Source organism: Flaviramulus aquimarinus, from assembly GCF_039543205.1.
Lineage (GTDB): Bacteria > Bacteroidota > Bacteroidia > Flavobacteriales > Flavobacteriaceae > Flaviramulus_B > Flaviramulus_B aquimarinus.
Genome location: NZ_BAABJH010000001.1, coordinates 884,352 through 897,817, shown reverse-complemented (window position 1 = coordinate 897,817; position 13,466 = coordinate 884,352). Strand labels below are relative to the sequence as shown.

The 13,466-nt window shown below is 32.8% G+C and carries 13 protein-coding genes; 1 reads left to right on the top strand and 12 read right to left on the bottom strand.

All coding sequences use genetic code 11. From position 1 onward, the window contains the following. Positions 1 to 2 precede the first annotated feature (2 nt). The gene (locus tag ABD941_RS04200; RefSeq protein ID WP_345272787.1) at positions 3 to 278 is read right to left on the bottom strand and encodes a hypothetical protein; all 276 of its coding nucleotides are present in this window, start codon (positions 276 to 278) and stop codon (positions 3 to 5) included. Between ABD941_RS04200 and ABD941_RS04195 the strand changes: the two genes are divergently transcribed. After that, positions 277 to 990: an endonuclease/exonuclease/phosphatase family protein gene (locus ABD941_RS04195; protein WP_345272786.1), complete on the top strand. Its 714-nt coding sequence runs from the start codon at positions 277 to 279 to the stop codon at positions 988 to 990. The genes ABD941_RS04200 and ABD941_RS04195 overlap by 2 nt on opposite strands. Before the next feature lie 122 nt (positions 991 to 1,112). Here the strand turns inward: ABD941_RS04195 and ABD941_RS04190 are convergent, their stop codons facing one another. The 11 genes from ABD941_RS04190 to ABD941_RS04140 form a co-directional block, all read right to left on the bottom strand. Further along, positions 1,113 to 1,421: a DUF6122 family protein gene (locus ABD941_RS04190; RefSeq protein ID WP_345272785.1), complete on the bottom strand. Its 309-nt coding sequence runs from the start codon at positions 1,419 to 1,421 to the stop codon at positions 1,113 to 1,115. A gap of 5 nt (positions 1,422 to 1,426) precedes the next feature. Further along, entirely contained in the window at positions 1,427 to 2,044 is a 618-nt protein-coding gene (locus tag ABD941_RS04185; RefSeq protein ID WP_345272784.1) for a WbqC family protein, read from the bottom strand. A 61-nt stretch (positions 2,045 to 2,105) separates the two neighbouring features. After that, on the bottom strand, positions 2,106 to 3,686 hold the full coding sequence (lepB, locus tag ABD941_RS04180) for a signal peptidase I (protein ID WP_345272783.1): 1,581 nt from the start codon (positions 3,684 to 3,686) through the stop codon (positions 2,106 to 2,108). 67 nt (positions 3,687 to 3,753) lie between these two features. Further along, the gene (gene dapB / locus ABD941_RS04175) at positions 3,754 to 4,458 is read right to left on the bottom strand and encodes a 4-hydroxy-tetrahydrodipicolinate reductase (protein WP_345272782.1); all 705 of its coding nucleotides are present in this window, start codon (positions 4,456 to 4,458) and stop codon (positions 3,754 to 3,756) included. Between the two features lie 40 nt (positions 4,459 to 4,498). Further along, positions 4,499 to 5,116 carry a DUF5683 domain-containing protein gene (locus ABD941_RS04170; protein ID WP_345272781.1) on the bottom strand — a complete coding sequence of 206 codons (618 nt, stop codon included), beginning with the start codon at positions 5,114 to 5,116 and terminating at the stop codon, positions 4,499 to 4,501. Continuing rightward, positions 5,103 to 6,017 (bottom strand): ParB/RepB/Spo0J family partition protein, encoded by a 915-nt coding sequence (locus ABD941_RS04165; protein WP_345272780.1) that lies wholly within the window; start codon positions 6,015 to 6,017, stop codon positions 5,103 to 5,105. Before ABD941_RS04165 ends, ABD941_RS04170 begins: the two co-directional genes overlap by 14 nt. Positions 6,018 to 6,020: 3 nt before the next feature. Beyond that, the gene (locus ABD941_RS04160; protein ID WP_345272779.1) at positions 6,021 to 6,785 is read right to left on the bottom strand and encodes a ParA family protein; all 765 of its coding nucleotides are present in this window, start codon (positions 6,783 to 6,785) and stop codon (positions 6,021 to 6,023) included. Between the two features lie 106 nt (positions 6,786 to 6,891). Next, on the bottom strand, positions 6,892 to 9,267 hold the full coding sequence (locus tag ABD941_RS04155) for a TonB-dependent receptor (protein ID WP_345272778.1): 2,376 nt from the start codon (positions 9,265 to 9,267) through the stop codon (positions 6,892 to 6,894). Between the two features lie 162 nt (positions 9,268 to 9,429). After that, positions 9,430 to 10,551: a helix-turn-helix domain-containing protein gene (locus ABD941_RS04150; RefSeq protein ID WP_345272777.1), complete on the bottom strand. Its 1,122-nt coding sequence runs from the start codon at positions 10,549 to 10,551 to the stop codon at positions 9,430 to 9,432. Between the two features lie 23 nt (positions 10,552 to 10,574). Next, complete coding sequence (scpA, locus tag ABD941_RS04145; protein ID WP_345272776.1) at positions 10,575 to 12,731, bottom strand: methylmalonyl-CoA mutase; 2,157 nt, start codon at positions 12,729 to 12,731, stop codon at positions 10,575 to 10,577. Between the two features lie 45 nt (positions 12,732 to 12,776). Continuing rightward, positions 12,777 to 13,451, bottom strand: a complete 675-nt coding sequence (locus ABD941_RS04140; protein ID WP_345272775.1) for a hypothetical protein — start codon at positions 13,449 to 13,451, stop codon at positions 12,777 to 12,779. Positions 13,452 to 13,466: the final 15 nt, after the last annotated feature.

Below are 13,466 nucleotides of genomic sequence, written 5' to 3'. Positions count from 1 at the left end.
GTTTATTTCATCAATGTTATTGTGGCTATATTGCTTCTGCTTTCATTTACACTACCATTTTTACCTCCCAAAACATTTTCTTTTTTATCCGTTATTAATTTAGGTGTTTCGTTTTTAATTTTAATTAATTGCCTATTCTTTTTGTATTGGTTAATCAAGCTGAAAAAGCAATTTATGCTATCACTTGTTGTACTTGTCATTGGGTATATTTCTTTCGGCTCACTGTATAAGTTTTCATCTTCAAAAAAGATTAAAAATCCTGAGAATTTTAAAGTCATGAATTACAATGTAAGGCTTTTTAATCTTTATGAATGGATTCCTGAAAAGGGCATTGAAACTAAAATTATTGATTTCATTAAAACCGAGGGGCCAGAGGTTTTAAGTATACAAGAATATCATCCGCATAAAAACATCGATTTATCTTTTTTTAAGTATAAATATGAACATTTATCGGGTAAAAAAACAAAATATGGACAAGCTATTTTTTCACAATTTCCTATAGTGAATTCAGGTTCTATTGAATTTCCAGATACCGCTAACAATGCTATTTTTGCTGATGTTGTAAAAGGAACAGATACGATAAGAGTTTATAATATTCACTTAGAATCTTTACGAATTGATACTAAAGTTGAAAACCTCAAAAAAGAAAATTCCGAAAGACTTTTTAAAAGAATAGGAGCAACCTTTAAAATGCAACAGTTTCAAACCGAATTATTCTTGAAGCACAAGAACGAATGCCCATACAAAATGGTGATTTGTGGCGATTTTAATAACACAGCCTTTTCCTATGTGTACAGAAATATTAAAGGCCGTTTAAACGATACGTTTAAAGAAGCTGGTAATGGTTTTGGACGTACTTATGATTTTAAGTTTTTACCAGTCCGTATCGATTTTATTTTTGCTGATGACACCTTTGCTGTAAACGGGTTTAAAGCGTATAACGCCCATTATTCAGATCATTATCCAATTATGGTAACTTTAGGTTTTTAGTCTCAGTTGCAGTTTTAGGCGCAGTCACAGTTGTAGTTTATAGAAGGTTTAGAAAAGCTTTAAAATTTAAGCTTTTTTGACGTTTTAAACTTTGCATCCTAGTGCCTTTGCGTGATAAATCTTTACATAAATGAGCAATCCACCACATCTGCAATAATATGAATTAACAAACCCAATCCAACCAATCGTGATTTTTTAGGGATACATAGAAATATGTAAAATAAAATTGCAAAACTGGAGTGTAAAGGATGAAAACCAATACTACATCTATTGGAATCGAAAATAGGAGTTGCTAATAAGTGATCTATATCAATTAACATTCCAGCAATCATAATAAGAAATGCATATTTCCAATTCGATTTAAAAAATACTAAAGCAAAAATAAGTGGTAATAAAACATGACAGCCATAATGAGCAAAAGTTTGTAGCATTACAATTACGATATAGTTTGAGATTCTAAATAATTTAAAGCATTTGGGCCTTCATTAAAAAGTAAATCTAAAATACTTAAATTAGGGATAAAGCCGTGCTTACTGCTGAAAACTTGTGTGTAGGTTTCAAATTCATATATAGCTTCTTTTTTAGCATTTACTAAGTGTCTAAAATCTGTTTTGTCTTCAGCTATTTTTTGGTAAGTTTTAGTTGTCGAAGTGTTCAACTCTAATTGTAAACAATCACACACCAATTCAAAACACTTTAAATTAAAATCTAAAATATAATCTACTTGTTCTGTGAATAAGGGCTGTAGTTCATCTTCATAATATTCAAAAAAAGGTGATGTTCTATATGCTGAGAGTAATGATTTCCAATGAAGACTCTGCCAGTTTTCTTCATTAAAAATTTTAACGTCTCTATATTTTTGACGATTCTTTTGCGAGTGAATCACAGGAATGTTTAAGCCTAGTTTTCCATTAGCTCCATAAATATAGGTACGGTTTCTGTAGGTTTGTTTTAAGAAATTATCATCTGTCTCAAATATTACATAACCAGCATTTACAATGGCTACAAAATGCGCAATGTTTGGGAAGTATGTAGGGTGTAGTATGATGTTCATTTGTTGATACGCTTATTTGTTAAGTTGTAAACTGCTAAATGGCAAACAACAACTCAACAAATCAGCTATTTTTCTTTCGAGCTCTCCATTTGTTAAACCCAATCCATCCAAATAATAAAACTAAAAATGGAATAAAGAAAGAGGTTGCTTTTCCATTACCACTAACAGTAGTAAAGAAGCGTTCCCAACGTGGGTTTTTAAGACCATCCCAACTCATCCATATAAATACAGGTTTACCAACAACATGGTCAAAAGGGACAAAGCCCCAGGCTCTAGCATCAATGGAGTTATGACGGTTGTCTCCCATCATCCAATAGTAGTTTTGTTTAAAGGTGTAGGTGTTGGTAACTTCTCCATTAATTAAAATTTGATTGCCTTTTACTTTTAGCGTGTTGCCTTCGTATTCTGTAATAACACGTTTGTATAGTGGTAATACGTCTAAATTGATGTCTATAGTTTTTCCTTCCTCTGGAATGTATAGTGGGCCGAAGAAATCTACGTTCCAATTATAAGCTGGGTCATGTGGGAAGATATTTGAATCTCTAACGCCCTTTTCTTTTACGTTACGCGAAATACTTCCAACATTAGGGTGGTTCTTAAACTTATCTCTAGCTTCATCTGATATTGCTGAAAAATAATAGGTGTTTTGGCTGTTTATTATTCCAAAACCATCAGTAATATCATAACGGTCTTTAACAAATTTAGGATTGAACTGATTCGTTTTTGGTTGCACATGATAGCTAAACTGCAAATGGGCTCTATCTGGTAGCTCATTTTTCTTACCATTTATATAAACATAGCCGTCACGAACTTCTAAAGAATCACCAGCAACACCAACACAGCGTTTTACTAAGTTGGTTTTTTTGTCGATTGGTTTATAATAGTTTCTATTGGGCCTAAAATCATTCATGTCCAGAAGTGTATCCGCGGGTTGGTTAAACACAACAATATCGTTTCTTTCTATTTTCTCAAAACTAGGAAACCTTAAATAAGGGAGTTGTAATTTGTTTTTCCAAGATGTTTTTCTTTTAGTGAAATCATCATCAAATAAATAAGATTTTGCTCCTAATACTGGTATGGTATCATGAACCATCGGTGCAGCAACGCTGGTCATTGGAATTCTTGCACCATAATGGAATTTGCTAACAAAAAGAAAATCGCCTACTAATAAAGATTTTTCTAAAGATGACGACGGGATGGTAAAGGGTTGTATGAAGTAGGTATGTACAATAGTGGCGGCAACAATAGCAAATAAAATAGAACTTGTCCATTCGCCAGATCCAGATTTTGGATGCACGCTTCTATCATTTATATACACAACATCTTCAATATAATTTAAATAGAAATTATAAAAGCCTAAAGTTAAGACTGCTAGAAGGGTATCTAAAGTTTTGTTTTTGCCAAAACTCCTAGCAGTTTCAACCCAAATAACAGGGAACATGATAAGGTTTACAATAGGTAAAAATAATAAGATAGTCCACCACCATGGTCTATTTGTAATCTTCATTAAAACGACCGCATTATAAATGGGAATAAATGCTTCCCAAGCTTGTCTACCAGCTTTTATATACAACTTCCATGTGCCTAAACCATGAATGACTTGAATAATCAAAATGAATATAAACCATTGCATTAATGTCATAATCTTAAAATTTTTAATTTTTTGTTAGTAGCAATATCAGACTATATTGTTACATGTTTATTGGGTGTTAACCAATATTTAACACATCATTCATTGTAAATACTCCTGTCTTTCCTGCAATCCATTCGGCAGCAATAACAGCACCCAAAGCAAAACCCTGTCTGGTATGTGCCACATGCTCTATGGTAATGGAGTCTACTTCGCTTTCATAATTTACGGTATGTGTACCAGGAACATCTTCAATACGTTTGGCAGTTATTGGAATAATAGTGTCACCACTTCCATCTAATTTCCAGTTATCATAATTTATATGTTGCGAAATAATATCATTTGCTAAAGAAATAGCTGTACCACTTGGCGCATCTAACTTTTGTGTATGATGTGTTTCTTCCATCGAAACATTGTACTGTTTAAGTGTACTCATCATTTTAGCAAGTGTTTTATTCAACTCGAAAAAAATATTTACACCCAAACTATAGTTTGATGCATAAATAAAAGCACCCTTTTTTTCTTTGCAAAGGGCAACAGCCTTATCGTAATTATCTAGCCAACCTGTGGTGCCAGAAATAACAGGTACCTTATTATTTATGCAATTCGAGATATTGTTAAAGGCTACTGTTGGAATACTAAAATCTATAGCAACATCGGCTTTTGTAATATCGTAGTTGCTATCACCTTTGTCAATAGTCAAAACAACATTATGTCCACGTTTAATGGCAATCTGTTCAATAGTTTTGCCCATTTTGCCGTATCCAAGTAATGCTATGTTCATGTATTTAAAGTTTTATTATTTGGCAAATGCCCGTTATGGGTTAAAATTTAAAATTTAAAGTTAATACAATATTGCTTGACGCGTCCAATTCGTTAAATTGATACTTGGGAGCTAAAGATAAATTTTCATCTACATTATATTGCAATAAATGCGCATCTACATTAGCGTCAATAATATTTAAAGCGTATAAACCAAGTGTTACTAAAAGTGAGATTTCTTTATTTCTTCTGAAAAATTCTTGGGCATCTTGTAGCCTTTCTGTAGAGATTCTAGGCGTTGTTAGTTGATTGCCTTGAGAGTCAAAATAAAATTCATCATTTGTAAAACCAGCTAACCTACTTTTAAAGGCGTCTCTGTATCTGTTGTATTCTTTATTGTTATCGATATAAAAGTAAATTCCAGTTCCAATTGCTGCATATACAATAGGGATTTTCCAATATTTTTTATTGTAAGCTTGTCCCAACCCAGGTAAAACTGCTGAATAAAAAGCAGCTTTTGCTGGAGAAAGTGGATTAATAGGTTCTCTAGTTTTAACAATGGAATCAGTAAGTACCTCCTTAGGAAGCTGCTGTTTTTTTTTGCGCTTATCTTGAGCTATCAGAGAAAAGCAACATAAAAAAGCGAGGATACTTGCTATTAGAAATTTATTTAGAGTCACCTTGAACTAATTTTTTAATACGATTAAAGTCTTCTTCTGAATGAAAAGGAATTGTGATTTTTCCTTTCCCATTTTTAGAGACTTTAACGTCAATTTTATGTCCAAAGTATTCTGAAAATGCAGTTATGCCTTTTTTAACAAATTTTGGCATTTCATCATTTACTCCAGTTTTTGAAGGTATTTTAATGTCTTCTGAAGTATTGAAATTACGAACTAAAGTTTCAGTTTCTCTAACCGATAATTTGTCGGATAGTATGTTTTCGTAAATATCCAATTGAATGGTTTGGTCTTCAATAGCTATTAAAGCGCGACCATGCCCCATAGAAATAAAACCATCTCGCATTCCAGTTTGGATAATAGGATCTAGTTTTAACAACCGCAAATAATTGGCAATTGTGGAACGTTTTTTTCCAACACGTTCGCTCATTTGCTCTTGCGTTAAATTGATTTCGTCAATTAAACGCTGGTATGACAAGGCAATTTCAATAGGGTCTAAGTCTTGGCGTTGAATGTTTTCAACTAATGCCATTTCTAAAGATTCCTGGTCATTTGCAATTCTTACGTATGCAGGAATGGCTTCAAGGCCTAAAAATTTTGAGGCTCTAAAACGACGTTCGCCAGAAACGAGTTGGTACTTGTTTAATCCTAATTTTCTAACGGTTATAGGCTGAATAATGCCTAACTCTTTTATGGAAGATGCTAATTCCCTAAGTGATTCCTCGCTAAAATTGGTACGCGGTTGAAAGGGGTTAACTTCAATAAAATCAAGATCTAATTCAACAATATTTCCAATAACTTTATCGGCATTTTTATCTTGTACCGATTGAATGTCGTTGCTAGGGTCTTTTAATAGTGCTGATAAACCTCTACCTAAAGCTTGTTTTTTAGTTGCCTTAGCCATAATTTAGGAGTTTTTATTGATGATTTCTTTTGCCAAACTTAAGTAATTGTTGGCACCTTTACTACTAGCATCGTAATTAATTATACTTTCGCCATAACTTGGTGCTTCACTGAGTCTTACATTTCTTTGGATAATGGTTTGAAATACCATATCATTGAAATGTTTTTGTACTTCTTCAACCACTTGGTTTGATAATCTTAATCTAGAATCATACATGGTTAGTAATAAACCTTCGATGTCTAATTCTGGATTGTGGATTTTTTGAACACTTTTTATGGTGTTTAAAAGTTTTCCTAGTCCTTCCAAAGCAAAATACTCGCATTGAATTGGAATGATTACGGCATCAGCAGCAGTTAAAGCATTTAGGGTTAATAGGCCTAATGATGGGGCGCAATCAATCAAAATATAATCGTAATCGTTTTTAATATCGGTCAATGCCTTTTTTAACATGTATTCACGGGCATCTTTATCAACAAGTTCTATTTCAATAGCTACTAAGTCGATATGGGCAGGAATAATGTCTAGGTTTGGTGTTTCGGTACTTATAATGGCTTCTTCAGCGGTATTAGAATGCTCTAAAAGTTGATATGTTCCTATTTCTACAGATTCTATATCGATTCCTATTCCAGACGTTGCATTTGCTTGTGGGTCAGCATCTATAAGTAACACTTTTTTTTCTAGAACGCCTAGTGAAGCTGCTAAGTTTATTGAGGTTGTGGTTTTTCCAACACCGCCTTTTTGATTAGCAATTGCAATGATTTTACCCATTAGTTGATTTGGTTTTATTAACCGCAAAAATACAATTATTTATGTGGAATGAAAGTGGAACTTGTTAACAAGTTCTGAAAACAAATGGATTGCTATTAAATACTTTTTAGTTAGCTCTTCTCGTTTCTTCTTCATTACCAAAGTTTCTTCTGTTTTCTTTGATTTTTTTATTCCCAAAGCTGTATTTAGCAGAAAGTCTAATAAATCGATTGTTATCATTTTGTCCATAAGTTTGTTTTATGCCGTTTACGGTAGATTCTAAGTTATTTAGACTTGATGTATTGAAAATATCTTTTACTAATACAGCAACTTGCAAGTCTTTATTTAAAAACTGTTTACTAATGCCTAAATCTATGCTATAAGTTTTGCCCATGCTGAATAATCCAGCTTTAAAAGGCGAATCATAAGACGCGTCTATTTGCAATTTTGTTGAGCTATTTAAAGTTATTGTATTGCTAGAGTTGGCACTAAACATTATACCATTTTGTGGCTGTGCTCCAATATTTTCTGTAAACTCAGTTTTTGAGCCAATAAGATTCATGCTATTTTGACTTTGCCACCAAGTAATTTTATTTAAAATAAAGCTTTCACCAAAACCATATATGTATTGTTTAAAAAAGTTAGACCGTGTTACTATTTGTGTGCTATTTTCAACATCCGAAGTAAAAATAATACTTGACCCATCGTTTCTAATACTTAAAAAAGCATGGGTTGTAAATTTGTTTTTATACGTGTGTTTAAACTCAAAATTATCTACAAATGAAGGTCTTAAAAATGGGTTCCCAATGCTAAACGTATTACTGCTGATAACAACTCTAAAAGGGTTTAAATCTCTAAAACGAGGTCTTTCAATACGTTTGCCGTAACTTATTGAAAAGTTGTTGTTTTCATTTTTCTTATAACTTGCATAAAAAGAAGGGAATAGTTTTGTGTAGGTATTCGTGTTAGTTTCATTTAGTTCTACCGAATAGCCTTTAGTTTTTGTGTTTTCAAACCTTAAACCTAGTTGTACATCCCATTTTTCATTTATTTTTTTTAATCCACTAACATAAATAGCTTGGTTGGTTTCCTCATATTTAAAGGTGTTGGATATATTTGTGTCTAAAACTAGAGAATCTGTTATGGCATTGAAAAATTGAATATCACTACTGTTTTTAATAGTGCTAATTTTTGCGCCATAGGAAAGGTTAATGAATTTTATGGGATGCTCTATATCGGTTTTTGCACTAAAATTTTCTATGTTTTGATTTGAAAAAGTATTTGCTGCTGCATTTATTCCCAGTAGATCATTATTTGGGGAAAAACTATTTGTTATAAAATTTCTGTTCTGATCAGAATTGTATATGAAATAATCAAAATCTAAAGAGACGCTTTTTCCTAAGCTATCCAATTTGGTATAGGTATGTAAGTTAATGGAATGGCTATTTACTTTTACATGATTATTCCCATTATTAATAAGCAAAGAATCTAATTGGTTTGACTGATTAAAAATTTTTGATATACTTTCATCCACTAGATTTGGTGTTTTTGTATTTCCTAAATATTGAATACCAATAGTGGTATGTTTACTAATATCATAATCTAATAGTAGTTGAGTAGACAGATGATCTTCCTTATCCTTAGAGTTTATATTAATATCCCATATGCTATTTGGATAATACACTTGAAAATCTTCAATGTTTCTTGAGTTTCCTTTTGTGCCATTTGCATTAAAGGTAAGGCTTAACCTGCCTTTATTGTATAACAAGCTATTTCTTAAGGTTAAAAAATTAAAAGTATTGATGTTGTTAGCTATGGATATCGTGTTTTTCCAAGAGTTTAGTTGCCCTTTTTTTAGAATAATATTAATAAGCCCACCATTTCCTGCAGCTTCATATTTTGCTGGAGGCGAAGTAATAACTTCTATTTTTTTAATATCATTGGCTGATATGGTATTTAAATAGCTCGTTAAATCTTCTCCAGAAAGTTGTAACAAACGTCCGTTTATCATAACTCTAGATTCGCCTTTGCCAAGCAGATTAATACTGTTGTTTTGGATTCTTAAACCTGGAGCTATACGTAATGCATCCAAAGCGTCACCACCAATAGTGTTTATATTATTTTCAACATTAAAAATGATGCGATCTGGTTTTTGTTCAATGAGTTTCTTTTGATGTGTTATAACGATTGCATCAAGGGTGTTATCTGCTTTTAATTCTATGGAGCCTAAATCCAAATCACCTTTTAAGATTATTTCTTTTTCGAAAGCGGTATAGCCTATAAAGCTAATCGTTAATCTGTAAGTTCCGGATTCTGTTTTCAGGTTGAACTTTCCGTTATCATCAGTAATACCACCAGTAACAATGTGTTCATTTGAATCTGTTAAAACCACATTTGCCCAAGCTATAGCTTGTGATTTATCCGTAACGTTCCCTTTAATGCTAACTTGCGAGATTAATAAAATGGGAAGTAATAAGAAGATTAGAAGGGTAAAACGTTTCATAATAGTTTTCATTTTTAGATTGATATTCGATTTTATTTGAAACAAATATCATCTGGAATGAAATCTTATACGACCGATTGTTAAAAGTCGAACGCATTTTTACAACAAAAATGCGTTCGACTTTGTCGGTTTAAACGTTCGGCTTTTTACGAAGCCTTATGTTTAATGGGATTTGCGGTAGGCGGTAGGTGTTTGTCCTGTATGTTTTTTAAAGGCAGTATTAAATGAAGATTTAGAATTAAAACCAACTTCATATAATATTTCAAGTATTGTGAATTTAATTTTGGAGTTGTCTTTTAAAATGGCCATGGCTTTTTGAATGCGATAACCATTAACAAAATCAAAAAAATGTTGGCCAAGTTCCTGATTAATTAAAACAGACAATTCGCGATGGGGTATATTTATTTGTTCTGATAAACTTTTTACGGTTAATGAAGGATTTAAAAAAGGTTCTTCTTCGTCCATATAATTTTTTATAAGTTTAATTTGATTACCGTGTTTTGTTTCATCATCAGTAGTCATTTCTTTGGATAGTTGAAGATTAACTGCAATACCTCTAAATAATTTAGGGGATAAAAGGGCTTTAAACACCAGCCAAAAACTAAAGAATAATCCGAATGCCAATAAAACGATTCTAAAAATATTAACGAATTCTAAATCAAAATCTCCTGAGTCTCTTATAAAGCCTTTTATAAAAGTTAATAGTTGGCCAATTAATATGAATATAATGAGTTGCTTAACCCAATAATAATTGTAAAAAGCCTCTTTGTTTGTGTAATTTTCCAAAAGTAATTTCCGGTATCTAAAGAGGTAATATATTTCAGCAATGATATAAACAACTTCAATAACCTTACCTAATACATTTATCCATTTGAATTCTTGAGTTTCAGTATAACTTAATAGAAATTCAATTTGAATGTTTTCAGAAGCAATAAAGAAATTAGGGATTAAAATTATAATATTTATTAGCCACGGTAGTAAATGAACTGTATGTTTTGTTTTTAGTTTAAAATCTGAATAGATAACCGAGAGAATGTATAGAAATAGTAAAGGGTCTTTAAAGCTAGAAACTTGAATCCTTAACATTTCTATATAGGGGGGAAGCTCGATAAAGTTGTGGTAGAAAAATACGCTAATATCTATAGCAGTAATAATTAGAAAACTGGCTAATAGCTGATTGCTAAGCTTTTTTGTGGTTTTTACGGTTAATAAGAATGTAGAAAAAAGTAAGAATAGCGCAACTATTACAAAGCTTACTATACCAATTATTGATGCGTTATCCATTTGATTGAAGGTGGTTAGAGGGTCTATTCGTCATCAATCAAAATATCTAAAATTTTTATAGCGGCCTCGCTAATTTTTGTCCCAGGGCCAAAAACTGCTACGGCACCTGCATCAAATAAATACTGATAATCTTGTTTAGGAATCACGCCGCCAACAATAACCATAATATCATCTCGCCCGTATGCTTTTAGGGCATCAATTACTTTAGGGACTAAGGTTTTATGTCCTGCTGCCAATGAGGATACACCTAATATATGCACATCATTTTCAACAGCTTGCTTTGCGGCTTCTTGAGGCGTTTGAAATAAGGGGCCAATATCAACATCAAAACCCACATCAGCATAACCTGTAGCTACGACCTTAGCACCACGATCGTGACCATCTTGCCCCATTTTTGCAATCATAATACGAGGACGTCTACCATCTTGTTCTGCAAAAACATCAGCGAGTTCTTGAGCCTTTTTAAAGGATTTATCGTCTTTTATTTCTTTACTATACACGCCTGAAAATGATTTTATTTGTGCTTTGTATCGCCCGTATTCTACTTCTAATGCATCACTAATTTCTCCAAGAGTGGCGCGTTCGCGGGCAGCTTCAACAGCTAAAGCTAGTAAATTCATATTCTGACGAAGGTCAGAATCTTTTAAATTTATTTTGTTAATAGCATTAGAGTTAATCGAATTTAAGGAAATTTTTGCAGCTTCGGTTAATTTTGCTAAAGTCGCTTTAACTTTTGTTGAATTTCGTTTTGATTTAATCGTGTTTAATCGCTCTATCTGAGAATTTCTAACAGTTTGGTTATCGACTTCAAGGGTTGAAATAGGGTCTTCTTCTTTAAGCTTATATTTATTGACCCCAACTATAATATCTTGTCCTGAATCTATTCGAGCCTGTTTCCTTGCTGCGGCTTCTTCAATTCTTATTTTAGGGATTCCAGCTTCAATGGCTTTTGTCATTCCTCCAAGTTCTTCAACTTCTTCAATCAGTGACCATGCTTTTTGGGTAATATCATGGGTCAATCTTTCAACATAATAACTGCCAGCCCATGGGTCAACGGTTTTTGTAATCTTGGTTTCTTCTTGTAAAAATATTTGTGTATTTCTGGCTATTCGTGCTGAGAAATCGGTAGGTAAAGCAATGGCCTCGTCTAAAGCATTAGTATGTAAACTTTGTGTGCCTCCAAAAGCTGCCGCAGCTGCTTCTATAGTTGTTCTTGCGACATTGTTAAATGGATCTTGTTCAGTTAAACTCCAACCTGATGTTTGACAATGGGTACGTAATGCTAATGATTTTTCATTTTTAGGATTGAATTGTTTTACTAATTTAGCCCATAACATTCTTGCAGCTCGCATTTTTGCAATTTCCATAAAATGGTTCATGCCAATAGCCCAAAAGAAAGAAAGACGTGGCGCAAAGGTGTCTATGTCCATGCCTGCTGCTAATCCTTTTCTAATATATTCTAAACCATCTGCTAGGGTGTAAGCCAATTCAATATCACAAGTTGCACCAGCTTCTTGCATGTGGTATCCTGATATACTAATGCTATTGAATTTAGGCATGTTTTTACTCGTATATTCAAAAATATCAGAAATGATTTTCATGGATGGTGTAGGCGGATAGATATAAGTATTACGTACCATAAACTCCTTTAAAATATCATTTTGAATGGTACCTGCTAATGCTTCAGGTTTAACACCTTGTTCTTCGGCAGCAACAATGTAAAAGGCCATAATGGGCAAAACGGCACCGTTCATGGTCATTGAAACCGACATTTTATCTAAAGGGATTTGGTTGAAGAGGATTTTCATATCTTCTACCGAATCAATGGCGACTCCTGCTTTACCAACATCGCCAACAACACGTTCATGGTCGGAATCATAACCGCGATGGGTAGCTAAATCAAAAGCAACGGATAGTCCTTTTTGTCCAGCCTTAAGGTTACGCCTATAAAAGGCATTGCTATCCTCTGCTGTAGAAAATCCGGCATACTGTCGAATGGTCCATGGTCTTCTAACATACATGGTGCTGTATGGACCACGTAAATTTGGAGATATTCCAGCAACAAAATTGAGATGTTCTAAATCTTCAACATCATTTTTTGAATACATTGACTTAACCGTAATACCTTCAGATGTTAAAAAACACTTATTAACCAGTGGTTTTTTATCTTCAGTTTCCATTTTAAGACTTATATGTTGCAGGTTCTTTCTCAAATCTATTCGTGATTAATGGTTATGACCTGCGTGTGGATCGGCTTCAGGCTTTTTTAAAATCACATCAAAATCTTCAAGAGGCTCTTTTTTATCGAAATTGATTTTAGATAAATCCACGTCAAAAAGTTTGGCATAAAATAAATCTAAAGCGATATATGTGGCTAAATATTTGTCATTTGATGTTCGTGTGAACTTAGACATTAAGGGGCTTCCAAATAATTTTGGACTCATACTGTTCGTTGATATTAGTGCATTAAATGTCGTATTTAAAGCTTTGTCCATAATATTTTTCGAGATGCAATTTACTATAATACTATTGTAATTTAAACGACTTTTTGGATTACCTTCAACCCATAAATCGTTTTCGTTTTTTAAAGCTTTAAAAACTTTTACGGTATGGGCAGAAATAATCTCTTCAAGTTTTAATTGTCCATAAATAGAGGCTCTCATTACTCTGGAATATGCCTGAACTAATGTGGTGCTGGTATTTATTTTTTTATGATAAGTTAAAATGTCATTTTCAAAAGCGTAAAGGGCTTCTTGGTATAATTTTGAGTTTAGGCCTTCACAAGTTATCACTGCTGGTCCATCTGCATATTTGTAATCTGTAAATGTGTTTTCTTTTTTACAACTGACTATACTAAAGGCTAAAGTGATGATTAAAAGTTTAAAAAATACTGTTCTCATTGGTATTAAAATTTA

Excerpts from the sequence above, each read along its gene's own strand:
- ABD941_RS04200 (WP_345272787.1), bottom strand. The coding sequence starts at position 278 with ATGACTTTAAAATTCTCAGGATTTTTAATCTTTTTTGAAGATGAAAAC.
- ABD941_RS04140 (WP_345272775.1), bottom strand. The coding sequence starts at position 13,451 with ATGAGAACAGTATTTTTTAAACTTTTAATCATCACTTTAGCCTTTAGT.
- ABD941_RS04155 (WP_345272778.1), bottom strand. The coding sequence starts at position 9,267 with ATGAAACGTTTTACCCTTCTAATCTTCTTATTACTTCCCATTTTATTA.
- ABD941_RS04160 (WP_345272779.1), bottom strand. The coding sequence starts at position 6,785 with ATGGGTAAAATCATTGCAATTGCTAATCAAAAAGGCGGTGTTGGAAAA.
- ABD941_RS04190 (WP_345272785.1), bottom strand. The coding sequence starts at position 1,421 with ATGCTACAAACTTTTGCTCATTATGGCTGTCATGTTTTATTACCACTT.
- ABD941_RS04165 (WP_345272780.1), bottom strand. The coding sequence starts at position 6,017 with ATGGCTAAGGCAACTAAAAAACAAGCTTTAGGTAGAGGTTTATCAGCA.
- ABD941_RS04185 (WP_345272784.1), bottom strand. The coding sequence starts at position 2,044 with ATGAACATCATACTACACCCTACATACTTCCCAAACATTGCGCATTTT.
- lepB (WP_345272783.1), bottom strand. The coding sequence starts at position 3,686 with ATGACATTAATGCAATGGTTTATATTCATTTTGATTATTCAAGTCATT.
- ABD941_RS04150 (WP_345272777.1), bottom strand. The coding sequence starts at position 10,551 with ATGGATAACGCATCAATAATTGGTATAGTAAGCTTTGTAATAGTTGCG.
- ABD941_RS04195 (WP_345272786.1), top strand. The coding sequence starts at position 277 with ATGAATTACAATGTAAGGCTTTTTAATCTTTATGAATGGATTCCTGAA.
- scpA (WP_345272776.1), bottom strand. The coding sequence starts at position 12,731 with ATGGAAACTGAAGATAAAAAACCACTGGTTAATAAGTGTTTTTTAACA.
- dapB (WP_345272782.1), bottom strand. The coding sequence starts at position 4,458 with ATGAACATAGCATTACTTGGATACGGCAAAATGGGCAAAACTATTGAA.